This is a genomic window from Mycobacterium sp. (assembly GCF_032159765.1).
In the GTDB taxonomy this organism is placed as follows: Bacteria; Actinomycetota; Actinomycetes; order Mycobacteriales; family Mycobacteriaceae; genus Mycobacterium.
This window is the reverse complement of record NZ_JAVHWM010000026.1, coordinates 1-23,632: the sequence shown is the minus strand read 5'-3', so window position 1 is coordinate 23,632 and position 23,632 is coordinate 1. Positions and strand designations below refer to the sequence as shown.

24 protein-coding genes, 1 other RNA gene and 1 pseudogene are annotated in these 23,632 nt (G+C 65.5%); 11 read left to right on the top strand and 15 right to left on the bottom strand.

Going from position 1 to position 23,632, the window contains the following annotated elements; translation table 11 throughout:
- Positions 1–20: 20 nt before the first annotated feature.
- Positions 21–869, bottom strand: a complete 849-nt coding sequence (locus QOH60_RS03025) for a DUF559 domain-containing protein (RefSeq protein ID WP_526416942.1) — start codon at positions 867–869, stop codon at positions 21–23.
- A 102-nt stretch (positions 870–971) separates the two neighbouring features.
- An RNA gene (gene rnpB / locus QOH60_RS03020) (RNase P RNA component class A) lies at positions 972–1,371 on the bottom strand.
- Between the two features lie 22 nt (positions 1,372–1,393).
- On the opposite strand from rnpB, the gene QOH60_RS03015 reads away from it, so the two are divergent.
- The 4 genes from QOH60_RS03015 (at position 1,394) to QOH60_RS03000 (ending at position 3,345) form a co-directional block, all read left to right on the top strand.
- Positions 1,394–1,846: a helix-turn-helix transcriptional regulator gene (locus QOH60_RS03015; protein ID WP_526416940.1), complete on the top strand. Its 453-nt coding sequence runs from the start codon at positions 1,394–1,396 to the stop codon at positions 1,844–1,846.
- A 10-nt stretch (positions 1,847–1,856) separates the two neighbouring features.
- Positions 1,857–2,273, top strand: coding sequence for a VOC family protein (locus QOH60_RS03010; protein ID WP_526416938.1), 417 nt, complete (start codon positions 1,857–1,859; stop codon positions 2,271–2,273).
- A gap of 97 nt (positions 2,274–2,370) precedes the next feature.
- Complete coding sequence (locus QOH60_RS03005; protein WP_526416936.1) at positions 2,371–2,505, top strand: hypothetical protein; 135 nt, start codon at positions 2,371–2,373, stop codon at positions 2,503–2,505.
- A gap of 363 nt (positions 2,506–2,868) precedes the next feature.
- Positions 2,869–3,345 carry a DUF8243 domain-containing protein gene (locus QOH60_RS03000; protein ID WP_526416934.1) on the top strand — a complete coding sequence of 159 codons (477 nt, stop codon included), beginning with the start codon at positions 2,869–2,871 and terminating at the stop codon, positions 3,343–3,345.
- A gap of 21 nt (positions 3,346–3,366) precedes the next feature.
- On the opposite strand, the gene QOH60_RS02995 is transcribed toward QOH60_RS03000, so the two are convergent.
- The 5 genes from QOH60_RS02995 to QOH60_RS02975 form a co-directional block, all read right to left on the bottom strand.
- Entirely contained in the window at positions 3,367–3,687 is a 321-nt protein-coding gene (locus QOH60_RS02995) for a Rieske (2Fe-2S) protein (RefSeq protein ID WP_526416932.1), read from the bottom strand.
- Positions 3,684–6,197, bottom strand: coding sequence for a nitrite reductase large subunit NirB (gene nirB, locus QOH60_RS02990; RefSeq protein WP_526416930.1), 2,514 nt, complete (start codon positions 6,195–6,197; stop codon positions 3,684–3,686). The genes QOH60_RS02995 and nirB overlap by 4 nt, the downstream gene beginning before the upstream one ends.
- 13 nt (positions 6,198–6,210) lie before the next feature.
- Positions 6,211–6,564 carry a molybdopterin oxidoreductase gene (locus QOH60_RS02985; RefSeq protein WP_526416928.1) on the bottom strand — a complete coding sequence of 118 codons (354 nt, stop codon included), beginning with the start codon at positions 6,562–6,564 and terminating at the stop codon, positions 6,211–6,213.
- Positions 6,557–8,632 carry a molybdopterin oxidoreductase family protein gene (locus tag QOH60_RS02980; RefSeq protein ID WP_526416926.1) on the bottom strand — a complete coding sequence of 692 codons (2,076 nt, stop codon included), beginning with the start codon at positions 8,630–8,632 and terminating at the stop codon, positions 6,557–6,559. Before QOH60_RS02980 ends, QOH60_RS02985 begins: the two co-directional genes overlap by 8 nt.
- A gap of 69 nt (positions 8,633–8,701) precedes the next feature.
- Positions 8,702–9,505 carry a polysaccharide deacetylase family protein gene (locus tag QOH60_RS02975; protein ID WP_526417093.1) on the bottom strand — a complete coding sequence of 268 codons (804 nt, stop codon included), beginning with the start codon at positions 9,503–9,505 and terminating at the stop codon, positions 8,702–8,704.
- An 83-nt stretch (positions 9,506–9,588) separates the two neighbouring features.
- Between QOH60_RS02975 and QOH60_RS02970 the strand changes: the two genes are divergently transcribed.
- Complete coding sequence (locus QOH60_RS02970; protein ID WP_526416924.1) at positions 9,589–10,815, top strand: cytochrome P450; 1,227 nt, start codon at positions 9,589–9,591, stop codon at positions 10,813–10,815.
- On the opposite strand, the gene QOH60_RS02965 is transcribed toward QOH60_RS02970, so the two are convergent.
- Genes QOH60_RS02965 through cobC form a run of 4 tightly spaced genes read right to left on the bottom strand, consistent with a single transcriptional unit; the run spans position 10,812 to position 14,777 of the window.
- On the bottom strand, positions 10,812–11,960 hold the full coding sequence (locus QOH60_RS02965; protein WP_526416922.1) for a bifunctional RNase H/acid phosphatase: 1,149 nt from the start codon (positions 11,958–11,960) through the stop codon (positions 10,812–10,814). The two genes, QOH60_RS02970 and QOH60_RS02965, sit on opposite strands and share 4 nt — an antisense overlap.
- The gene (locus tag QOH60_RS02960; RefSeq protein ID WP_526416920.1) at positions 11,957–12,694 is read right to left on the bottom strand and encodes a zinc ribbon domain-containing protein; all 738 of its coding nucleotides are present in this window, start codon (positions 12,692–12,694) and stop codon (positions 11,957–11,959) included. Before QOH60_RS02960 ends, QOH60_RS02965 begins: the two co-directional genes overlap by 4 nt.
- A complete protein-coding gene (locus tag QOH60_RS02955) occupies positions 12,691–13,818 on the bottom strand; it encodes a Nif3-like dinuclear metal center hexameric protein (RefSeq protein WP_526416918.1) in 1,128 nt (375 codons plus the stop codon). Before QOH60_RS02955 ends, QOH60_RS02960 begins: the two co-directional genes overlap by 4 nt.
- Complete coding sequence (gene cobC, locus QOH60_RS02950; protein ID WP_526417091.1) at positions 13,815–14,777, bottom strand: Rv2231c family histidinol phosphate aminotransferase CobC; 963 nt, start codon at positions 14,775–14,777, stop codon at positions 13,815–13,817. The genes QOH60_RS02955 and cobC overlap by 4 nt, the downstream gene beginning before the upstream one ends.
- A 106-nt stretch (positions 14,778–14,883) precedes the next feature.
- Here cobC and QOH60_RS02945 point away from each other — a divergent pair, with 106 nt between their 5' ends.
- The 3 genes from QOH60_RS02945 to QOH60_RS02935 are packed head-to-tail and all read left to right on the top strand — an operon-like array spanning position 14,884 to position 16,899.
- Entirely contained in the window at positions 14,884–15,540 is a 657-nt protein-coding gene (locus QOH60_RS02945; protein WP_526416916.1) for an HAD-IA family hydrolase, read from the top strand.
- Entirely contained in the window at positions 15,533–16,039 is a 507-nt protein-coding gene (locus QOH60_RS02940; protein WP_526416914.1) for a low molecular weight protein-tyrosine-phosphatase, read from the top strand. Before QOH60_RS02945 ends, QOH60_RS02940 begins: the two co-directional genes overlap by 8 nt.
- Complete coding sequence (locus QOH60_RS02935; protein WP_526416912.1) at positions 16,039–16,899, top strand: SURF1 family cytochrome oxidase biogenesis protein; 861 nt, start codon at positions 16,039–16,041, stop codon at positions 16,897–16,899. The genes QOH60_RS02940 and QOH60_RS02935 overlap by 1 nt, the downstream gene beginning before the upstream one ends.
- Here the strand turns inward: QOH60_RS02935 and QOH60_RS02930 are convergent.
- Entirely contained in the window at positions 16,853–17,794 is a 942-nt protein-coding gene (locus tag QOH60_RS02930) for a cobalamin biosynthesis protein (RefSeq protein ID WP_526416910.1), read from the bottom strand. The two genes, QOH60_RS02935 and QOH60_RS02930, sit on opposite strands and share 47 nt — an antisense overlap.
- A 35-nt stretch (positions 17,795–17,829) precedes the next feature.
- Between QOH60_RS02930 and QOH60_RS02925 the strand changes: the two genes are divergently transcribed.
- Genes QOH60_RS02925 through QOH60_RS02915 form a run of 3 tightly spaced genes read left to right on the top strand, consistent with a single transcriptional unit; the run spans position 17,830 to position 19,949 of the window.
- Positions 17,830–18,645 (top strand): oxygenase MpaB family protein, encoded by an 816-nt coding sequence (locus QOH60_RS02925; protein WP_526416908.1) that lies wholly within the window; start codon positions 17,830–17,832, stop codon positions 18,643–18,645.
- A 27-nt stretch (positions 18,646–18,672) separates the two neighbouring features.
- On the top strand, positions 18,673–19,074 hold the full coding sequence (locus QOH60_RS02920; RefSeq protein WP_526416906.1) for a VOC family protein: 402 nt from the start codon (positions 18,673–18,675) through the stop codon (positions 19,072–19,074).
- Between the two features lie 5 nt (positions 19,075–19,079).
- Positions 19,080–19,949 carry a YVTN family beta-propeller repeat protein gene (locus QOH60_RS02915; RefSeq protein WP_526416904.1) on the top strand — a complete coding sequence of 290 codons (870 nt, stop codon included), beginning with the start codon at positions 19,080–19,082 and terminating at the stop codon, positions 19,947–19,949.
- A gap of 88 nt (positions 19,950–20,037) precedes the next feature.
- Here the strand turns inward: QOH60_RS02915 and QOH60_RS02910 are convergent, their stop codons facing one another.
- The 3 genes and pseudogenes from QOH60_RS02910 to QOH60_RS02900 all read right to left on the bottom strand — a co-directional run.
- A complete protein-coding gene (locus QOH60_RS02910) occupies positions 20,038–21,351 on the bottom strand; it encodes a cytochrome P450 (RefSeq protein WP_526416902.1) in 1,314 nt (437 codons plus the stop codon).
- 6 nt (positions 21,352–21,357) lie between these two features.
- Positions 21,358–23,163, bottom strand: a complete 1,806-nt coding sequence (locus QOH60_RS02905) for a peroxidase family protein (RefSeq protein WP_526416900.1) — start codon at positions 23,161–23,163, stop codon at positions 21,358–21,360.
- Positions 23,164–23,197: 34 nt separating this feature from the next.
- Positions 23,198–23,632: pseudogene (locus tag QOH60_RS02900) on the bottom strand (hypothetical protein); the annotation flags it as partial.

Here is a 23,632-nt window from a genome sequence, read left to right as displayed (position 1 = left end):
AACGTCACTTTCGTTGCGGCTCAGGGCTTCCAGCCCCACGAAATCAACGCGGCCCGCGCCTCGGCGGCGACGTCGACGCGGCGGTCCTCTTTGAACGCGCGTACCACGCTCCACCCCATGCGCGCCAAAATCGGCAACACGCGCGCATCTTTGCGGTACTGGTAGCGGTCGGTCTGGTGCTGCTCGCCGTCATACTCCACTGCGACTTTGAACTCGTCCCAAGCCATGTCGACGATGCGGACTAGATATCCGCGGCTGTCGACGATCGGGAACTGAGTCACCGGCTTGGGCAAGCCGGCATCGAGGAATGCCAAGCGCAGCAAGCTCTCCTGGGGGGACGCAGCGCCGCCGTCGACAAGCGGAAGCAACTCACGAAGCTGGCGGATTCCGCGAACGCCCTGGTAGCGCTTGGCCAGTAAGAGGACGTCCTCGGTCGAGAACAGCATCGAACGCATCAACGCGTCCAACCGAACCAGCGCATCACCGCGATCCAGGTGCCGCCCGAGATCGAATGCGGTACGTGCGCGCGTGGTTACAGGGAGCCTTGCGATGCGCGTGATCTCGTCGGCGGCGATCCGTTCTCTGCGGACGACGAGTCCAGGCTGGGGGCGCAGTTGTCGCGAGATCAACTCGATGGGTAGGTCGGCGTCCACCCAGCTGGCACCGTGTAGCGCGGCCGCAGCCACTCCCGCAATCACGCCTTGGCTGCACGTGGAGATCCACGCGCCGACCGTCCGGTCGCGCAGAGTCACGACAGTGGTCCTCGGGACGTACACATCTCGGAAGATTGGCCGGTACCAAGTCCGCAGTTCATGCCACGTCACGGTGCCATCCGCCATCGCTCGGGAACCTAGGAACACCTCGCTCATGGCTGCATCCTGGCGCCAACCACCGACACCTCACCGAAAGTCACGCTACGTAGACGACACGCCGGACGATCGCCATAACGTGACTTTCGAGCGGACTTGAGGCGGACGAGCTGGCCTGTAAGCCGGATTCTGTTCCACGCCGCCGCGGTTGACCACGGCGGCGCGGCGGCGACCATCCATCTGGGCACACCGTTGCCGGGTGCCTCAAGCGGCCTACCCGCGTACTCGGGCGAGCAGCCCTCGAACGCACGCGCAGCCGCACCAGGTGCGGCCTTTTTGGCCTTGCTCCAGGTGGGGTTTGCCTAGCCATCCCGGTCACCCGGAATGCTGGTGCGCTCTTACCGCACCGTTTCACCCTTACCACCGCGAACGGTGGCGGTCTGTTCTCTGTGGCACTATCCCGCGAGTTGCCTCGGATTGCCGTTAGCAATCACCCTGCTCTGAGAAGTCCGGACTTTCCTCGAGTCGTATTGCTACGACCCGCGGCCGCCCGGCCAACTCGTCCGCGCATACATAATATTCCGGTGGTGCAGGTACCTCCCGCCCGCTACCTGCTGCGGGCCAAGGATCTTGTCGATGCCCGGTACGCGGAGCCGATCACAGTCGACGACCTCGCCGCGGCGGCGGGGTTGTCCCGCGCCCACTTCAGTCGGATGTTCAGCAGAACGTTCGGCGAATCCCCTCGGGCATATCTCCAGACTCGCCGGCTCGAGCGAGCGGCGGCGCTGCTTCGCCACACCGACCGCTCAGTGGCCGACATCTGCACGATGGTCGGCCTGACGAGCGTCGGTTCGTTCACCACGTCGTTCGCCCGGGTATACGGCATGCCACCGGCCGCATACCGCGCGAGTATGCCGCCGGCGGCCATCTACGCACGGGTGCCGAGTTGCATACTGCAGCGCGACACCAGGCCACTCGCGGACAGCAGGGTCAAGACAGCACATGGGGAGAAGACGGACGGCGACGGCCGACCGTAGCGTCGTGCACATGATCAAAGTCTCCAGCGCCCAGCTTTGGGTACATGACCAGGAAGTCGCACTCAAGTACTGGACCGAGAAGGTCGGCATGGAAGTTCGCGAGGACGTCTCACTGCCCGAACTCGGCGATTTCCGGTGGCTGACCGTCGGACCGCCAGGACAGGACGACCTGTCGATCGTGCTGATGGCAGTGCCCGGCCCACCCGTGATGGACGAGTCGACGAAAGCCGACGTACTGAACGTTGTCGCAAAGGGCTTCGCGGGCACCGTGTTTCTGACAACAGAAGATTGCCAGGCGTCCTATGACGCAATGAAGGCACGCGGCGTCGAGTTCACCGAAGATCCCCATCAGATGCCGTACGGGATCGACTGCGGTTTCCGTGACCCGTCCGGCAACAGCGTTCGCTTGACCCAGCGGAATCCCTAGAAGGGCGGCGGTGCGTCGGACTCTCATTGTCGTGGAACCTCTTTGACGAGCCCACCTGCAATTCACGATCCTCAACGCCGCTGGATTGCAGGGCACCATGAGCGACGAGCTGGCCTTCAAGAAGTTCAACGAGTCGAAGGAACGCACCGGACAGCGTCTTGTGACCGGGCCGCAGCGTGTATTCATCCCCCGACGCCGGCGACACGCATACTTTTATCTCGAACGGGTCTAGCTCAATTACGTCGTCTTTGGACTGGTGATCACGCCATCTCGTTGGCCATCGCGATATGTCTCCGATTGGCCCAACTCTCCATCGATTTGGCTGCCGGTGCGCGGAATCACATCGAGAAGTCGGCGACCATCGACTCGCTCGCCTCGACGACTCCGTCGCCGACATGGTGTCCTTCGGACTCGGGTATGCCGCGGTGGTCCGCGACGACCATCGCCATTTCGTCGAGGCGTTGCGCGACCGCCGCATCCCGGGCGTCACAGCGACGTAGCAGGATGCCAAATCACGAACACGTCTGCGTAAGGGGACAAATCGGAGGACGATGTCAGGCGGCGGAAGTACACAACTGAACTCGGAGGGCTGGTAATGGTTGACTACAACTTCGTCAGATCGATTTCGCAGGCAGAGTTTGACCAAGCGAAGCCGGCTCAGGCTGACCTCGACGATCCGACGAAGACGACAAAGTCAGACTACGAAGATGTCGCGAAGATGGAACGCCTCCTTGACTTGAAGGACGGGGCTCTAGCCGGTGATCAGTACTATCTGGAACGGCTTGAGTGCTTGCAATGCGGACGGATTCTTACCATGTATGACTTCGTATTCACGGGCCTGGTTGACGCAGGCCACTCGAAGTCTCTGATTGTCCATACCTTTCTCGGAAACAAACTTGTGCTGAACGATGCTCGACCGATCAGGTGTTCGGCATGTGGTCAACTGCAACCACCTCGTCAGACGCTCCTCTTCGACGACGACCCCACCCACCATTCGGGTCCCTGGTATTACATGGAGGGGTACGGCTGCCGTCCCTCCGCCATCGAGAAAACGCTCGGCGCAGATTTCTGAGGCGCAACGCCGCTGTCCTGCCTAAGTTTTGACCTGGAGACTGAGGCTGATCAGACCCGCGTCGTCGACGTGTGCGGGGTACGACCGCACACCGGCGCCGCCGTTGGCGACCTCCTCGCCGGTGGACAGGTCGTAGGTGTAGTTGTGCAGCGGGCAGATCACCACGCGGTCGTCGGCGAGGCCGTCCGACAACGGTCCACCGCGGTGCGGGCAGACCGCGTCCACCGCGCGCACCGAACCGTCGCGCAGCCGGAACACTGCGATCTGACGCCCTTCCACCCCGTATGCACGCCCCTCTCCGAGGGGTATTTCCGCCACGGGCCCGAGGCTGATCACGCTCATCGCACCGGCACCTGCGGCAGCACGACGAGCGGAAGCGAGGTCCGGAACTGCCCCGCCTCCACCGGTTCTCGGCCCTCAAGCCACGGATCGCGGTAAGAGTCGATCGACTTCTGCATGCGTTCGTCGAGGCCGTCAGCGAGCCCCTCGGCGTCGTCGACGACGACCGCGCGGATCTTCTCGATGCCGAATCGCGGCACCCAATCGTAGGTTCGCTCAAGCCAATTCGCCGACTCGCGGTAGTACTGGAGAAATCGCCCGGTCAGTCTGATGACGTCCTCGGCGCTGTCGACGGTCGCGAGCAGGTCGCCCTTGCGGACGTGTGATCCGGCGGCGCCGCCGACGTAGATCTCCCAACGGCCGCCCTCGACGGCGACGACGCCGAGGTCCTTGCACAGCGCCTCCGCACAGTTGCGTGGGCACCCGGTGACGGCGAGCTTCATCTTGCCCGGGCTGGCCAGCCCCTGATATCGATCTTCGATCGCGATCCCCAGCGCGGTCGAATCGCCCACCCCGAACCGGCAGAAGTCAGAGCCCACACAGGTTTTGACGGTCCGGAAGCTCTTCCCGTACGCGTAGCCCGACGGCATGTCGAGATCGGCCCACACCGCAGGCAGGTCCTCCTTGCGCACGCCGAGCAGGTCGATCCGCTGACCGCCGGTGAGTTTGATCATCGGGATCTGGTACTTGTCGGCGACGTCGGCGATCTTGCGCAACTGCTCTGAGCTCGTCACCCCGCCCTTCATCTGCGGCACCACAGAGAACGTCCCGTCGCGCTGGATGTTCGCGTGCACCCTGTCGTTGATGAACCGCCCGTCGCGCTCGTCGACGAACTCGTCACCCCACATCATGTCGAGCAACGACGACAGCGCCATTTTCGAGCCGGCGTGCTCTTGGCCGTCGGGCGCCAGCGCGGCGAACACCGACGACACCGAGTGCAGGTTGAGCTCCCGGATCAGGCGCATCAACTCGGGCTTGGGATAAGGGATTCCGGGCACGTACCAGCTTGCCGACGGGTCTTCCTCGACCGCGCCGCCCGCGGCCCATTCGACGATCTGTGCGACCAGTCCCTTGCACGAGCCGCAGCCCTTGCCCGCCCGAGTGGCCGCCATCACCCCGTTGACCGACTTCTCGCCCCCGCGGACGGCATCGACGATCGTCGACTTCTTCACGCCGTTGCAGTTGCACACCTGCGCGTCGTCGGACAGCTCCCCCGCGCCGACCTCAGGTGCAGGCGTACCGATGTCGAACAACAGCGAGATCCGCTCCTGCGGCAACGGCATGCCTCGGTCGAACGCTTGCATCAGAAATGCGACCTTGCTGACGTCACCCACCAACGTGGCGCCGACGAGCTTGTTGTCGCGCACCACAACGGTTTTGTACACGCCGTGCTTGGGTTCGCTGTACTGCACGAACTCGTCGTCCTCGTGTTCGGGGGCCTTCAGTCCCATCGACGCGACGTCCACGCCCGCGACCTTCAGCTTGGTCGCCATGCGCGAACCGTGGTACGCCGCAGACGGATTCACCCCGGTGATGTGATCGGCCAGCACGGCAGCCTGTTCCCAGAGCGGCGCCACCAGACCGTAGACCTGACCGCGATGCTGCACGCATTCGCCGACAACATAGATGTCATCGTCATCCACCGACCGCATGCGGTCATCAACGACGATGGCGCGTTCTACGGTCAGGCCTGCGCGTTGGGCCAGTCCGACGTTGGGCCGGATTCCCGCGGCCACCACTAGCATGTCGCACGGCAGCTTCTCGCCGTCGGAGAACTCGATCCCGGCCAGCGAGCCGTCCACGTGCAGTGCCTTCGTTGTGCGCTTGCCGGTGTGCACGCCGATGCCAAGTCCTTGCACGGAGCGCCGCAAGATGTCGCCGGCGTTGTCGTCGAGCTGGGCGTTCATCAGCGTCGTCGGGGAATGGACGACGTCGACGGACAGACCTCGGTTCTGCAGGCCGCGTGCAGCTTCCAGCCCCAGCAGTCCGCCGCCGATGACCACCGCCCTTGTCTTGCCACGCGCGAAGTCGATCATCGTCTCGCAGTCATCGAGGCTGCGGAAGCCGAAAATGCCTGGCGTCAGGGTCTTGTCGTCGCGCCACATCCCGTCCATCGGCGGGAAGAACGATCTGCTGCCGGTGGCAAGGATCAACTTGTCATAGCGGATGACGGATCCGTCGTCGGCATAGACCAGATGCGCGAACCTGTCGACTCGCACTACGCGCACGCCCGTGCGCAGATCGATGTCGTTGTCCGCGTACCAGTCCACCGGGTTCAGAAAGATCTCGGACGTGTCGTCCGAGCCGGCCAGCACATTGGACAGCATGATCCGGTTGTAGTTGCCGTACGGCTCGTCGCCGAACACCGTCATCGAGAACTGCTCTCCCCCATCGCGGGTCAAGATTTCCTCGATCGCGCGCACGCCGGCCATGCCGTTGCCGACCACCACCAATGTCGCATTCCCCGTTGCTGATTGGCCGTTGAGCCCAGGTTTGATCTCTATCGTTGTCAACTCGAGATCCCCCTCAGAACTCGACCATGCCCAGGTCCACCACCACGGTGCCGCTGACATCCTCACCTGCGGCCAGGTACAACTCCAGGACCGTGTCGCTCAGCAGGTCTTCCACCACCCGCAACGAGATGTGCGTGCTCCCCTTGGCGGCGATCGGGAAGTACCGCATCGGTGCTCCGTCTCGCATCAGCACGACCGTGATCATCTCGTCGGTCGAGTTGCCTCCCCGGAAGTACACCGGTTGCGTCGTCATGCCCATGGGAACGACGTACCGCAGCGCGGGGTCGACGAGGAACGGACCATCGAAGCCCTTGCCGGTGAAGCTGAAGAAGCCCTGAAGGAATCGGGGCACGCTGGCATCACTCATCGTGGGACCTCTCTAGGCTGACCGCGCACACCTTGAACTCCGGCATGCGCGAATATTTGTCAAGGACAGGGTTTGTCAGCCGGTTGACGTTGCCGATCCCGCCCCAGTGGAACGGCGCGAAGACGGTGTCGGTGCGGATGCCATCGACGACCTGGACCGTCATGACCGCCTCGCCGCGGCGCGTGCGCAACCGCACCTTGTCGCCGTCGGCAGCACCGATCTGGCTTGCCAAACTGTGGTGCATCTGCGCCACGGGATGCGGTTCGGCCTCGCTGAGCGAAGCCACGCGACGCGTCTGGGTACCCGACTGGTACTGCTTGAGCATCCGGCCCGTGGTCAGGTAGTACGGGAACTGGTCGTCGGGCAATTCCGCGGCGCCGCGCTGCTCGACCGGGTGAAAATGTGCACGCCGGTCCGGCGTCGGGAAGTCGACGGTGAAAAGCCTTGGCGTGCCGGGATGCAGCGGCGACGGACACGGCCAGAACACTCCTTGTTCGTCGTCGATCCGCTGGTACGTGATGCCCGAGTAGTCGGCCTTGCCGCCCCGACTGGCTCGCCCGAGCTCTTCGAAAACTTCGCCGGGATCTGGTGAAAAGCCCAACACCCCAATCCGTTTCGCCAAGTCGGCCATCACCTCCAGGTCCGTGCGCACCTCAGCGGGCGGCGACACGGCGCGCCGGCGCCTGATCACTCGCCCCTCAAGGTTGGTCATCGTCCCGGACTCCTCGGCCCACTGCGCGCTGGGCAGCACGACGTCAGCCAGCGCGGCGGTCTCGGACAGGAAGATGTCGGACACGACGAGGAAATCGAGCGCGTTGAGCTTGTCCGCGACGTGGCCCGAATGCGGTGTCGAGACAGCGATGTTCGACGCCATCACCCACAGCGCCCGCACACCGCCTTCCGACCCGATCTCATCGAGCATCTCGTATGCCGAGCGTCCCGGCGACGGAAGATCCGCCGGGTCGATGCCCCATACCTGTGCGACGTGCGCCCGCGCCACCGGATCGTCGAGCTTGCGGTAGCCCGGCAGCTGGTCGGCCTTCTGGCCGTGCTCGCGGCCACCCTGGCCGTTGCCCTGGCCCGTGATGGTGGCGAAGCCCGAGTACGGGCGCCCGACTAGGCCAAGTGCGAGAGCAAGATTGATGTAGGCCAGCACGGTCTCGGTCCCCGAGCGGTGCTGCTCGGCGCCGCGCGCCGTGAGGATCATCGCCCGCTTCGCACCGCCCAACAGCCGGGCGGCAGCGACGATGTCGGCTTCCGGCACGCCGGTGATGCGCTCGACCCGGTCGGGCCAGTACAGCCGCACCGCGCGGCGCACCGCGTCGAAACCTGTGGTGCGCTCCGCGATGTAGTCGACGTCGATGAATTTCTCCCGCAGCGCGACGTTCAGCATGCCGTTGGCCAGCGCGAGGTCGGTGCCCGGCACAGGCTGAAGATGCAGATCGGCGGTTGTTGCGGTCGCCGTCCGGCGGGGATCAACGACGATGTGCTTGGCACCGCGGGCCCGCCCAGAGTCGAAAAACTGCATGGCCGGCGGCGCAGTGTCGGCGATATTGCTTCCGACCATCAGCACCACGTCCGCTTCGGCCACGTCGGCAAGCGGAAACGGCATCCCGCGGTCGATGCCGAAACTCTTGGTGGCCGCGGCCGCCGCCGACGACATGCAGAACCGGCCGTTGTAGTCGATCGCCGACGTGCGCAGCGCGACCCGGGCGAATTTCCCGAACTGGTAGGCCTTTTCGTTGGTCAAGCCTCCCCCGCCGAAGCATCCGACCGCATCGCGGCCGTGCTGATCCTGCAGCTTCTGAAAAGTCGTGACGATGCGGTCGAGCGCTTCTTCCCAGGTCGCTGGGCGCAGCGAGGAGCCACGACTGTCCCGGATCAGAGGAGACGTCAGTCGCTGCGGGTGGTCGAGCAGTTCTGCGGCCGCCCAACCCTTTGCGCACAAGCCGCCCCGGTTGGTCGGGGAATCGTCCTGGGCTCCTAGCGTGACCGCGCCCGGCGATACCTCAAGCGTGATCCCGCACTGCAGCGAGCAGTACGGACAATGTGTTTCGGTGATGGCCACTGGGCGCCAAGCTAAATCGGCGATGTTTCTGACTTGTTGCGCAGCCTGGTCGGCAGGACTACAGAGTCATCACTGTTTCGCGAAGATGTCGTTGAGGTTGACCGACCGCAATTTGCGGTCGCGGATCAAATCGACGAAGTGCCCGTAGACATGGGTCACCGGCGGATGGTTCAAGTGGCCGATGATGACCGTCTGCGGGGTGAAGAACCGATCGGCGGCTTTGACGATCGCATCCTCGCTGATGAGGTTGGAATCCCCGAGGTCTCCCGACCACAGCGCCATAATCGTGTAGCCCAGACCAGCCGCGATTGCGTCGACAGTCGCGTTGTGGGCGCCGTAGGGCGGCCGCAGGTAGGGCCTGGCGTCGACGCCGTACGTGTTCCTCAGGAAGTCGTCGTTGCGGCTGATTTCGTCCATTGCAGCCTTGACCGGGAGGGTGGTCAGGTCGGGATGGGAAAAAGTGTGGTTGCCCAGTTGGATCTGGCCGGATTCGACCAGTGGCGCGAGCAGGTCCTTGTTGTCCTGCCACGAGTTGTAACGCCCGTTGACGAAATACGTGAACCGCAATCCGGTGTCCTTGGCGAACTGCGTGTACATCCGCACGACTTCGCTGTCGACGCCGTCGTCGAGCGTCAACGCCAGACAGTCCCCGTCGCCAGGGAGACTCCACATCGTTCCTCTGCCCGGCAACGCGATTCGCGATTCGGGGCCCGGCGGCGGCAACAAGCCCGGCAGCCGGGACGCCGGCAGCGGGCTCGCCCCGTCACTGGCCGCAGCCAGCACGCGCGGAGTCGCGTCGACTTGCCAGCGGGCCACACCGACGCCCGAAACAATGGCGACGGCAAGACCCGCCATGAATTTGCGGCGGTCCACGGCGACATGGCCCACAGCCGCGTACCGTACCACCAGTAACTCTAGTAACACTGTTCACACGCGGGTGTGGCACCGTATTTGCTGTGCACGACGACATCGACCTGACCGACCTGGACCGGTTCGCCACGGGCTTTCCCCATCGTGTCTTCGACGAGCTGCGTCGCGAATCCCCAGTCTGGTTCCATCCGGCCACGCAGCACTCGCCGGGCGGCGAGGGATTTTGGGTGCTGAGTCGCTACGCCGACGTCGTCGACGCTGCCGCCGACGCCACCACCTACTCGTCAGAGACGGGCGGAGACCGCGAAGGCGGCGGCACGACGCTGGAGGACATGGCCCGCGAGTGGGCAATCGGCGTCCTGCTGAACATGATGGACGACCCTCGGCACGCCAAGTTCAGGCGGCTGCTGACGCCCAGTGTCGCGCCGAGGACATTGGCGGCGATCGAGGACGACCTGCGCCGACGGGCAGCACTGGTGGTCGATCAGGCACTCGCCAAAGCGGACTGCGATTTCCTCGTCGACGTGGCCGCCGAGCTGCCGTTGCAGGCGGTGGCGCAGCTCGTCGGCGTTCCCCAGGAAGACCGTCACCGGCTGCTGGAGTGGGCCAACGTGACGCTTGACTACGAGGACCGCGAAGTGGGCGAGGCCACGGCACGCACGCAGCAGGCGTCGGCCGAGATGTTCGCCTACGGAACCGACCTGCTCGAGCGCAAGCGCGCGGTGCCGGGCGACGATCTGCTGTCGGTGGTGGCCAATGGGCGCATCGACGACGGCGCGCTGTCAGACATGGAGCAGCACATGTTCTTCAGCCTCGTCATCGCGGCGGGCAGCGAGACCACGCGCAACTCGATCGCGATCGGCACGCTTGCACTCTGCGAGAATCCCGATGCGCTGGAGAAGGTTCGCGCGGATCGGTCGCTGTTGTCGGGCACGGTCGAGGAGATTCTGCGGTGGGCGTCGTCGACGCCGTACAACCGCCGCACGGCGACGCGCGACGTCAAGATGTCCGGCCGGCAGATCCGGGCGGGCGACAAGGTGACGCTGTGGTGGGCATCGGCGAACCGCGACGAGGCGGTGTTCACCAACCCGTATGTCTTCGACATCACCAGAAACCCCAACCCGCACCTGGCGTTTGGCCGCGGCACCCATTTCTGCCTTGGAGCGGCGTTGGCACGGATGGAGATTCGCGTCGTGCTCGACGCGCTACTCGACCGTGTCGGTGAGGTGACGTTGACGGGGCCGGTGGAGTACGTCCGCAGCAACAAGCACGCGGGAGTGCGCCACATGCCCGTCCATTTGAGGCCGCTCTAGTCGAGGTAATCGGTCTGGTTCACCAGGCGCACAGATGCCTTGCCGTCAGGGTAGAACTCCGCGATGGACAGCGAGGCGAGGTCCAGGTGCATCCGGTACAGGATGGTCGGGCCCGCGTCGAGCGCGATCTGAAGCATCGTCTTGATCGGCGTCACATGCGAGACGACGAGCACGGTCGCGCCCGGAAACTCGGCGAGGATGCGATCGCGCGCCCGCTCCACCCGCGTGCGCACGTTGCCGAAGCTCTCCCCATCCGGCGGCTCAATCGTGGTGTCGTGCAGCCATTTTCGATGCAACTCAGGATCGTGCTCGGCCGCCTCGCCGAACGTCAGACCCTCCCACGCACCGAAATCGGTCTCGATCAAGTCGTCGTCGACGACGACGCCCAGGCTGAGCGCCTTCGCGACAGCGCCGGCGGTGTCATGGGCGCGTTGCAGCGGTGAGGTGATCACAGCCGCGATGCCGCCGCGGGCGGCGACATACTCGGCAGCGGCGTCGGCTTGACGGCGTCCCAGGTCCGTCAGCGGTGGGTTCCCACGGCCGGAATACCGCCGCTGCACGGAGAGTTCGGTCTGGCCGTGGCGCAACAGGAGCAGCCTCGTCGGTGCGCCCTGTGCGCCGGTCCAGGCAGCAGGTGCAGGGGCCGCTGCCGATGCCGCGGTGACATGCTCTTCGCGCAAGCGCTCATCGGCATCATGCTCTTCGCGCGAGCGCTCATCGGCAACATGCTCTTCGCGCGAGCGCTCATCGGCGTCCATCGCCTCGTTCGCGAGACGGTCGGCGTACGTGTTTTCCTCGCGAGGAACCCACATGAACGAAACGCGACCGAAGCCCGACGCGAGGCTGCGCGCCTGGCCGTGCAGTTCGGCCAGATCCGGATGCTTGACCTTCCAGCGTCCTGACATCTGCTCCACGACGAGCTTGGAGTCCAGCCGCGCCTCCACCTCGGTGGCGCGCAGATGCCCGGCCGCGGTGAGCCCTGCGATCAGACCGCGGTACTCGGCGACATTGTTGGTCGCCGTGCCGATGGCCTCCTTGACCTCGGCAAGCACCGTCGAGTGATCCTCTGACCACACCACAGTGCCGAATCCCGCGGGACCTGGGTTGCCCCGCGATCCGCCGTCGGCTTCCACGATGACTTTCACTGACCGGATCCCTTGACTCTCAACAGGATTGCGCGGCATTCAGGACACCTGAGCACGTCGTCATCGGCGGCAGCCGAGATCCGCGCCAGCTCGCCGCGGTCGAGCTCGATACGGCACGCGCCGCATCGCTTGCCCTGCAGCACACCGGCGCCCACTCCGGTCGACGAGCGAATCCGCTCGTACAGTGCGACGAGCTCGTCGGCGATGCCTGCGAGGAGTTCCGTTCTCCGCTGGGTGCGCTCCTCGGTGGTCTTGTCCAGGTCGGCGAACGTCTCGTCACGAGAATTGTCGACGGTGGCCAGGTCGGCCTCCAGCGTGTTGATCGCGGCCTGTTCGCGGGAGAGGTCGGCTTGCAACTCCTCCCGTTGTTCCATGACCTCCAGCAGGGAGTCCTCGAGGCTGGATTGACGACGCTGCAAGGTCTCGAGTTCGTGTTGCAGGTCGGTGATCTGCTTCGCGTCGGCCCTGCCCGCATCCAGCAGCGACCGATCCCGGTCCTCGCGCTGGCGGACGGCGTCGATCTCCGATTCGAAGCGCTTGACTTGCGTCTCAACGTCTTCCAGGGCGAGTTGCAACGCGGCCACCCGGTCGCCTGCGGCTCGGTGTTCGTCCTTCACTTCCTCGTGGCGCTGCAGTTCGGGCAGATGCGCCCGGCGATACGTGATTCGTGCCAGCTCGGCGTCGATCACCACAACTTCAGCTAGCCAAAGCTGTTGTTCTGCAGCAGCTTTCATTGCACATCAACCTCGATGTTCCATGGATCGGTGCGGATTGTCGACACACGCACGGCCAGCGACGACTCGAACCGGCCTCGCAGTATCCCGGCCGCCTGCTCGCACCAGGGGAATTCGCTCGCCCAGTGCGCGACGTCGACGAGCGCAACCTCCGACGCCCGCCGGTGCTCGTCGGCCGGGTGGTGACGCAAGTCGGCGGTGACGTACACGTCGACGCCCGAGCGGGTCACGTCGGCGAACAGCGAATCGCCGGCTCCGCCGCACATCGCGACGCGCGATACCGGGCTGTCAGGATCGCCTGCCGCCCTGATTCCCCACGACGTCTGCGGCAGCGACCGCTGCACACGGGAGACGAACTCGTGCAACGGCTCTGGCGATGGAAGTGAGCCAACGCGGCCCAAGCCCACGTCGCCCGGCAGCGGCGCGAGCGCGAACACGTCGAACGCGGGTTCCTCGTACGGGTGGGCGGCGCGCATCGCCGTCAGCACAGACGGCCGCATGGGCGCCGGCGCGATCACCTCCACGCGGTCCTCGGTGACCTTTTCGACGGACCCGATGTTGCCGATCGCAGGGGACGCGCCTTGTCCCGGCAGGAATTGCCCTGTGCCGGTGACGCTCCAGCTGCACTGCGAGTAATCGCCGATCTGGCCGGCGCCCGCGGCGAACATGGCCGCGCGCACCGCGTCGGCGTTCTCCAGCGGCACGAACACCACCCACTTGTCGAGCGGGGGGCCTTCGGAGGCCGGCGACAACACGCCGTCGACCTGCACCCCGATGGCGTCCGCCAGCGCGTCGGATACGCCGGGCGACGCGGAGTCGGCGTTGGTGTGCGCGGTGAACAACGCTCGGCCGGAACGAAGCAGACTGTGAACAAGCGAGCCTTTCGGCGTGCTGGCCGCCACGGAGTCGACCCCGCGCAGAAGCAGCGGATGGTGCGCGAGCAGCAGGCCCCCGTCGGGCACCTCGGCGGCCACGGCCGCAGTGGCGTCCACTGCGACGACGACGTCGTCGGCGGAATCAGAGGGGTCGCCGCACACCAGACCCACCGAATCCCACGGCTGGGCCAGTTGCGGCGGGTAGGCTTCCTCGAGCACGGCGATGATCTCGGACAGCCGCACGCTCATGCCAGGACCTCGGCCAGTGCGGCCACCAGCGTCGGCCACTCCGGCTTGACGGCGGCCCGAAGGAACTGCCCGTCCAGGCCGACGAATGTGTCACATCTGCGGACAGCGATTCCCTTGGCGGCCAATTGCTTTCGTGCTAGATGTGCATCCGGGACCTCGAACAACACGAACGGCGCGGCGCCGTCGACTACGTGAACTCTGATCCCTGCCAACGCATCGGCCATCTGTGTGCGTATCTCGACGAGTCCCGCGGCCTGCTCGTCCGCCGCAGCGACGGCATCCGGTTGGCTGCACGCGATCAGCGCCTCGAGCTGCAGGGTGCCCAACGGCCAGTGCGGTCGTGTCGCAGCCATCCGGTTCAAGACGTCGGGCGCACCTAACGCGTATCCGACCCGCAGCCCGGGCAGTGCCCACGTCTTGGTGAGGCTGCGCAGCACGAGCACGTCGGGCAACCGCTCATAGGCCAGCGACTGCGGCTCGTCGGGGATCGCGTCGGCGAACGCCTCGTCGATCACCACGATCCGGCCCGGCCTGCGCAGCCGAAGAATGTGTTCGCGGGGATGCAGCACCGATGTCGGGTTGGTGGGGTTGCCGACGACCACGAGATCGGCCTCGTCGGGAATCTCGACGCCGCCGATACCGAACGGCGCGCGCACCACCACGTGGACGACGGGGACGCCCGCTGCTGCCAGCGCGGCATCGGGCTCGGTGAACGAGGGGGCCAACAGCGCGGCAAGGCGCGGCCGCAGATTTGCCAACAGTCCGAACGCCTCGGTGGCACCGGCGAGCAGCATCACCTCGTCGTCGGGGCAGCCATGGCGCGCACTCACCGCGGCGGTGGCGGCGTGTTCGTCGTGCCGGGTGGGATAACGACCGAGGTCAAGCAGGCGGGCCGCGAGCTTGTCCAGCAACCAGCGCGGCGGCGCTGCTGCGCGCACGTTGACAGCGAAGTCCAGCATCCCCGGTAATGCCGCCTGGTCACCGTGGTACCGCACAGCTTCGACAGTAGTGCGAGGCGATCGGGGAGAATGGAGAGGTGGGGCGAGCGAAGCGACGGGAGAGAAGGTGACCGCACGGCCCGAACTGGTGATCTTCGACCTGGATGGCACCCTGACCGATTCCGCTCGGGGCATCGTTTCGAGCTTCCGCTACGCGCTCAGCCAGGTCGGCGAGCCTGTGCCGGACGATCCGGACCTGGCCGGCATGGTCGTGGGACCGCCCATGCACCACACTCTTGGTCTGATGGGTCTCGGCGAGAAAACAGACGCGGCGATCGCCGCCTACCGCGCCGACTACACCACCCGTGGCTGGGAGCTCAACGAAGTGTTCGACGAAATCCCGGAGCTGCTGGCCGACCTGCGCGGCGCGGGCGTGCGGCTAGCCGTAGCCACGTCGAAAGCCGAACCGACGGCACGACGGATCCTGGCGCACTTCGGGCTGGACGAGCATTTCGAGGTGATCGGCGGTGCGAGCCTCGATGGAACGCGCGCAGCCAAGGCCGACGTCGTCGCGCACGTGCTGTCCCAACTCGACCCGCTGCCCGAGCACGTGTTGATGGTCGGTGATCGCGCGCATGACGTCGAGGGTGCAGCACATCACGGCATCGACACCGTCGTCGTCGAATGGGGTTACGGCGGGCGCGATTTCCAGGACCCCGACGTCGAACGCCCGTTCACGCAGGTGTCGACGGTGGCCGCGCTTCGCGAGGTTCTCGGTGTCTGAGTCGTTCTCCGGGCCGCTGCACGTCACGTTCGTGTGCACCGGCAACATCTGCCGCTCCCCGATGGCGGAAAAGATGTTCGCACACCAGATCTCAGAGCGCGGGCTCGCCGGCCACGTGCGGGTGACCAGCGCAGGAACGGGCGACTGGCACATCGGATCCGGGGTCGACGAACGTGCGCACCGCGTGCTGCGCGCACACGGCTACTCGACACATCACCGCGCAGCCCAGCTCGACAACGACCACCTGAACGCGGATCTGGTTGTCGCGCTTGGCCGCAACCATGTCAGGATGCTCGCCCACCTCGGCGTGCCGACCGAGCGGATCAGGCTGTTGCGTTCGTTCGACCCGCGATCTGGCGCGCATGCACTGGACGTAGAGGACCCGTACTACGGCGATGACGACGATTTCGAGGAAACACACGACGTCATCGTCGCGTCGCTGCCCGGCCTGCACGACTGGGTCGACGAGCAGCTCGCGGCCCGCGGTCTGGTCGGCTGATGCGCAGCAATGCTCTTCGCGCGAGCGCTCATCGCCGCAATTCTCTTCGCGCGAGGGCTCATCGGCGCTGGACGTTCCTGTTGCGGCCGGGCTGGATCGCGCTCGCGCTGGTGGTTGTGGCGTTCGCTTATCTGTGTTTCACCGTGCTGGCTCCGTGGCAGCTCGGGAAAAACACCAGGACCTCACGCGAGAACGACCAGATCGCCTCGTCGATGAACGCCGCACCGGTGCCGGTGACTTCGCTTCTGTCCCAATCTGATTCGGCTCAGTGGCGGCCTGTGACAGCGACAGGCCACTACCTCGCGGATACGACGGTGCTGGCGCGGTTGCGGGTGGTGGAGGGCTCGCCCGCGTTCGAGGTGCTGACGCCCTTCGCCGTCGACAACGGACCGACGGTCCTGATCGACCGCGGATACGTGCGGCCGCTGCAAGGTTCGCGTGTGCCGCCGATGGCGCCGCCGCCGTCCGGCCAGGTGACCGTCACCGCACGGCTGCGAGATTCGGAGGCCAACGCAAGCAAGGCGCCGATCACCGAGGACGGCATGGTGCAGGTGTACTCGATCAACACCCAAGAGGTCGGCACGGTCACCAAAACCCCTCTGGCGCAGCCGTATCTGCAGCTCACCGACAACCAGCCCGGCGGCCTGGGGGTGCTGCCACTGCCCCACCTCGACGCCGGGCCGTTCCTGTCCTACGGAATTCAGTGGATTGCGTTCGGGATCATTGCGCCGATCGGCCTCGGCTACTTCGTGTTTGCCGAACTTCGCGAGCGCCGGCGTGAGGCAGCGGCAGCCCCGGAGCCCGAGGCCCCGGCTACGCCCGAGCAGAAACTCGCCGACCGCTACGGCCGACGGCGATAGCCGCGGCGACGGCGGTCGCGGTCTGCACGATTCGCGATAAGCGGACCGCTCGGCGCAGATCATCAACGTCGGGCGCGCGGCCATCGCCGAGTTCTGGACGGATCTCGAGCGCGTGCGCGTAGCGCGTGGGGCCGCCGAGCCGAACGCCCAGTGCGCCCGCGAACGCGGCCTCGACCACGCCCGCGTTGGGGCTGGGATGCCGCGCCGCGTCACGGCGCCAGACCCGTATCGCACCCGTCGGAGATCCCCCGACGAGTGGGGCACACAGAGCAACGAGCGTCGCGGTGAGCCGAGCCGGGACGAAGTTGGCGATGTCGTCCAATCGCGCCCCCGCCCAGCCGAATCGGAGATACCGGGGCGAGCGGTGGCCGATCATCGCATCGAGCGTGTTGACCGCGCGGTAGGCCAAGGCGCCGGGTGCCCCGCCGACCGCGGCCCAGAACATCGGCGCCACCTGCGCGTCGGAAGTGTTCTCGGCCAAGGATTCGAGCGTTGCCCGGGTCAGCCCGTCGACGTCCAACGACTCGGGGTCACGGCCGCACAGCGCCGGCAACAGCTTTCGAGCATTGTCGACGTCGCCGGCCACCAGCATGTCCGCCATGGCTGACGCCGTCCGCATCAACGACGTTCCGCCGAGCGCTGTCCACGTTGCCAACGCGACACCTGGGCGGCCGGCAACGCGCTCGACACCGACACCGACGAGCGAGACGGCCCCGAGCAGCAGGCCGACGTGCGCTACACCCGCCGACCGATTGTCGCGATACGTTGTCCGCTCCAGTCGGTCGGCCGCAGCACCGAACCCCGCGACTGGGTGTCCTCGCCGCGGATCGGCGAACACCAGATCGGCCAGCCAGCCTGCCAGGATCCCGACAGCGCTCGATCTCGGCGCAAACACCTCGGCAGCGTCTCACATCGTGGTGTACTGCCCGTATGGCGCGACGACCGACGAGGGTCGCAGACCTGCTCAATCCGGCGGCGGTGCTGCTGCCGGCAGCCAACGTCATCATGCAACTGTCGTTACCGGCCGTCGGCTACGGCGTCCTGGAGAGTCCCGTCGACTCCGGCAACGTCTACAAACACCCGTTCAAGAGAGCCCGGACCACCGGCACGTACCTGGCGGCCGCGACCATCGGCACTGAAGCTGATCGCGAACTCATCCGGCGCGCGGTCGACACCGCCCACGCGCAGGTGCGCTCCACCGCGCAAAGCCCGGTGTCCTACAACGCCTTTGACCCCAAGCTGCAGCTCTGGGTGGCGGCCTGCCTGTACCGCTACTTCGTGGACCAGCAGGAGTTCCTGTACGGACCACTCGACGATGCCGCTGCCGACGACGTGTACCGCGACGCGAAGCGGCTCGGCACCACCTTGCAAGTGCCGGAAACGATGTGGCCTCCCGACCGCGCCGCGTTCGACGAATATTGGAAGCGGTCCTTGGACGAGCTGCGGATCGATCCGCCGGTACGACGGCATCTATATGGCGTTGCGAGCCTGGCTTTTCTGCCGTGGCCGTTGCGGATGATCGGCGGCCCACTGAATTTGTTCGCGACGACGGGCTTCTTGCCTGCGGAGTTTCGCGAGCACATGGAGCTGCCGTGGACGGCCGGTCAGCAGCGCCGATTCGAATGGCTGCTGAAGGGGTTGCGGCTGGCCGACCGTGTGATTCCGCGGCAGGTGTGGATCGCCGGATATCAGATGTACTTGCGGGACATGCGATCCCGCGCGCGTCGCGGCAAACGCGTCCTGTAATCACTCACCCGACCGAAGGAGATGACCATGGCCGACTTTCCCGGCCTCGCCCACGTAGCCGTCACCGTGAAGGACGCCGACGCCAGCGGTGCGTGGTACCGCGAGCTGATCGGCGCCGATCCGGTGGTCGACGAGCACACCGACGCCGGCTTTCGGCACCTCGTCTGGGTGCTCCCCGGAGGCACGCTGTTCGGCATTCACCAGCACGAGCGGGGAGTGCCCGACGAACGGTTCACGGAGTTTCGCGTGGGCCTTGACCACGTGGGCTTCGGGGTCGCGAGCCGCGCCGACCTCGAGACCTGGATGGACCGGCTCAACGCGCTCGGCATCAGCCACGGCGGCATCGTCGACGCCGGCTATGGATCAGGGTTGAGTTTCCGTGACCCGGATGGCATCGCGCTGGAGTTGTTCGCGCCACCCGCGGAGTAGCGAGCATGCCGATCCAGGCCGTCATCGCGGTCGGCGACAACCCGTGCTCGGTCGCGGTCAACTCGCGGCGCCATCGCGTGTACGTCGGCAATCTCGGCGACAAGACGGTGTCGGTGATCAACAGCAACACCAACGGCGTCATCGCCACCATCGGAGCGGGCACCGTCGGTGTGTACGGGTTGGCGGTCAGCCCAACCACCGGGCGGGTCTATGTCACCACCACCAGCCTGCTGGTGGTCGACGCCAGCACGAACCAGGTGGTCGATAGCGCCCCTACCGGCAATGACCCGTTCGGGGTCGTGGTCGGCCCGAACGGGCACCGTGCCTATGTCGCCAACGCCGGCGACGGCACCGTGTCGGTGATCAATACGGCCACCGACGATCTCGTCGACACGGTCGCGGTCGGCGACCATCCGTACTCGTTGGCCATCGGCCCGTTCGGCCACCACGTGTATGTCGCCAACAGCGGCGACGACAGCGTGTCGGTGATCGATACCGGCACCAACGATGTGGTCGCCACCGTGGGAGTCCCCAATCCGCTCGCCGTAGCGTTCGGCCCCGGTGGCCACCACGTTTACACGGTCGGCGTGGATACGGTGTCGGTGATCAGCACCGCCACCAATCACGTCACCGCCACCATCAGCGTCGACAGCGCCACAGCGCTGACCGTCAGCCCCGATGGACACCGTGTGTATGTCGCCAGCGGCGCGCACGGCAACGTGTCGGTGATCGGCACGGCCAGCAATACCGTCACCGCCACCCTGCCTGCCGGCAGCAATCCGAGCGCAATCGCCATCAGTGCCGACGGCACCCATCTCTACGTGACCAACAACAGCGGGCCGAACTACACCCTGACGGTGATCAAAATCGTTTGACGCCGGGCCTTTGCGCCGAGACTGTAACCACGCAGGTCCCCACTCGACGTTTTCCGCGTGGAATGCAGTTTCGCGCCGAGCGGTCGGGCTATCGGACGAAACCGATGGTGAACCCGTACAGGTCGAGGCTGTGCGGCAACGGCTTCGCCGGGTCGAGGTTGGTGCCGGAAACTTGGGGTGTGGCCGCGTCAAGCAGGTGTGCGAGGACCGCCTGGCCGAGGAACACCGACAAACCCGCCCCGGGGCAGACCTGCGGGCCGTGGCTGAAGAAGTTGTACGACCAGTCACTTCCCGCGTCCCCGCTCGCCCACTCTCCGGGCGAGAAGCGGTCCGCGTACGGGATCCGATCGCGGTTGCGGTGGTTGAAGACGTTGTATACCAACACCTGTGTACCTTCGGGCACCACGGCGCCGTTGGAGAACTCGACATCGCGAGTGGCCACCCGACCGAACAGCGCCGTCGTAGGCCACAGACGCATCGCCTCCAGCAGGCATCCGGCGAGGTAATCCAAAGAAGCGATGCCGCCGGCAGAGTTGATGTCGGCGTCCGCCATCTCCGCCCGCACCTCGTGTTGCTGCTCCGGGTGTGTCGCCAAGAGGGCAAGCGCTCGAAAAGTGTTGGCCGCTAGCGTATCTCCCATGGCAAAAAGCCAGTGCACCAGTTGCCCCGAAGGCTTGCCCTCGGCCAAAGGAGGTGCTTCGACAATCATCCCGGCAAGGCTGTCGGGCTCGGGATTCACAACGTAGCCATCGATCCGGGCGATGAACTCGTCGTAGCCAGGCGCCGGCTCCCCTGGCATCTTGTTGCCCGCCGACATCAGTTCGCCCAGCATCTCGGACAGCCGGGTGTCGTCTGCCGCTCTGTCGCCGAAGACCACTCGGCGCGTCAACTTCTGGAACGCGTCGTTGAACGTCTGCCAGTTCGCCTCGCGCTGGACCAGGTCCGCGGCGGTCTGCGCTGCGACGCCCGTGAACGGCTGCGCCAACCGGTGCATGGGCTTGCCGGTGTCGAGCACAGCCTCCGCGAAGCGCCGCCGATCCTCCCAGACGGGTTTGCGCGATATTGTCAGCGCCTCGGGTTGAAAGGCGCTCATCCCTTTGCGTTTCGGTGGCGGGTCCGATGCGAACGGATCCGGCGAGGCGCCGAGCACGAACTGCAGGTCATCAGGACTCGTCAGCAGGAGCGCCTCGTCTTTGGCGACGCGGACGTAGAACGGCCCGGGACCGTGGTTGCGGACCAGCCCTTCGACCAGCTGGTAACCGAGGTAGTCAGCGCCGACGGTAGATGCGATCCGCGTCGGCAGTTCCCGCTTATTGAACAGCCCCAGAATGATGTTGGGAGCTCCGATCTGGGCGGTGAACCGAATGCCTTCCAGGACGGACGCGTGCGGGAAATCTGCCACAGTCGATTACCCCCACGGGATGTAGGCGCGGACGGAGTCCGCGAGCTGGACGATCGGATTCTTCTTGCCAGGGGTTGGTGCACCCAGCCGCGGCCACGGCGCGAACACCCGCTCGGCATCGCCGATCACCGGCTCCAGTTCCGGATAGTGGCGCAGCAGAACATCTTTCATAGAAGTGTGATTCACCCAGTCGTACCCGATCTGGGTGTACACCTCGGGCCGGAAGTCGTTGGTGAAGAACCGATCGCTCTTCAGCCGGCGCGACGCCATCAGGATGAAGATGCGAAATGCGGTGTCCGAGAATCCAAAGCCTTTCGGCGGTTTCTCGGCCTGCATCCCGATCTGCAGGTCGACGGCGTCGACGTCGCCGTTGTACACCTCGTTGATCTCCTTGGCCCACTGGGCGTTCGGCGTGATCTCCTCCATCGTTTTGCGGCGCGGCATCCGCAGCGCTTCACGGAAGTCGTTGTACCTGGGAACTCCGCGTTCCCTGTCGCGCACGATGTCCAGAGTGGCCAAGTCCGTGATCTGCCCGTCGACCCGCTTGAGTTCTCGCAGTGCGTTTGGGTAGTTGTGCAGGCACACCGCTCCGGCGCTGGCGATGCCGAACGAGTACCACATATCGCCCATCTCCATGCGGTCCATGAAGTCGCGGGTGAAACGGCCCTGCAGTTCGGTGAAGTATTGATGCTCGAGGTGCTCGCCAGACTCCAGCGAGAAGAAATTCCAGTCGTCGGGAATCAGCGGGTGCATCCGGTAGACCGAGACGAACTCTTCCGTCAACGAGAACGGCGAAGAATGGTGGTCGGACGACGACCCTATGATGCCCGAGAGGACTTCGCTGTCCCCGATCCGACCGATTCGATCCTTGAACGTCTCCCCCAGGGCGCCATACCAGTTGGCGTTCATGCCGATCTGCAGTGCGGGGTGACGCAACACGCACGTCGTCCACTCCACCGTGTGGATCTTGCCGATCAGCGCCGAGACGACCAGGGCCCCGAGCTCGAAGAGTCGTTGGTCGTCGAGACTGGGGTAGGCCTTCTTCAGCGCATCGCACACCGAGTTGTGCTCACGGGCAAACAACGTGTGCAGCAGCCCAACCCCGACCCACCAGTTCTCCCGCATGCCGGTGAGGTCAATACCGGGAATATCGCTCTTGGGCAGCCGCCCGTCGTCGCCGACTTTGACCTTGCCATCGACGAATGTGCGCACCTCAGCCTGGCGCTCCTTGCCGCTGCCATAGACCTGCGAGCCGTCCCACCAATGGGTTTCGACGTTGCCGAACACCGGCGCAGGGCACCCTTGGATGATCTCGCCCCGCATCGGGATCGTGCAGCGGATCCGCATCGGATCCTCGGGGAAATCGTCACCGTCGCGCAGCGGAATGTCGATGGTCTTGTCAGCTTGGCCGTCGCCGTGGAAGAACCAGTTGTGGTTCTCGAACTGCAGCCACGCCGCGGCGAGCGCGTTAATAATGCCTGCCGGCTTGAACTCGTCGCGGGCCATCAACCGGCGGCTGATCATTCGCGGATCGGGGTCGAGCAGCCGCTTGGTGTCCGGAATCGTCTTGGACAGGGGCACGTTGCGGCCGAAGCCGGAACCCTTCGAGCCCATCCACGGGTCGTCGAGGTCGTTCCATGTGCCGTCCGGAGTTCGAGCGCGCTTCACCTCCTCGGTGGGCTCGCCGAGGTCATCCTTGGGCCGGATGCCGTCAGCCTCGAACAGGTTCTTCTCCCGCAAGTCGTCGCGGGCCTTGGCCAGATCCTTGAGTTGCAGGATCAACGACGGGTGCTCATACCACTGGCGACTCACCTGAAACCACCATTCCTTGTCGTAGTTGCCCAGTTCAACGGGGTGTGCGGAGGGCGAAGTAGCCGATCTTGCTGTAACTATCTCCGGAGCCTGATTGTCGCTCGGACAAGCCTCGCTCCGTGTTGAAGAGGATCTTTCCGAGATAGACGCCCCGAACCAGCTCGACGAGCTCGTCGCGGATGCTGCGGATGATCAGACGCGGGTTCTTCTCCACGTCGGCGTAGTCGATCACCATGACCTGAATGTCCGGGTCGTCCTTTCCGGCCTCGACGTATGTCTTGAAGTCGAATGCCAGCTTCCCGGCCTCGGCATCGCGCATCGAGTACAGCGGCCACAGCAACTTGGACACCAGCCCGGTGCTTCGCGTCAGCCGGTTGTCGCCGGTGGCCGAGTCGGAATCGAACCGCTTGCCCTGCCACGGCATCCACAGCGCGGTCACTGCCCGCACGGCCATGTCCAGAGCTGGGTT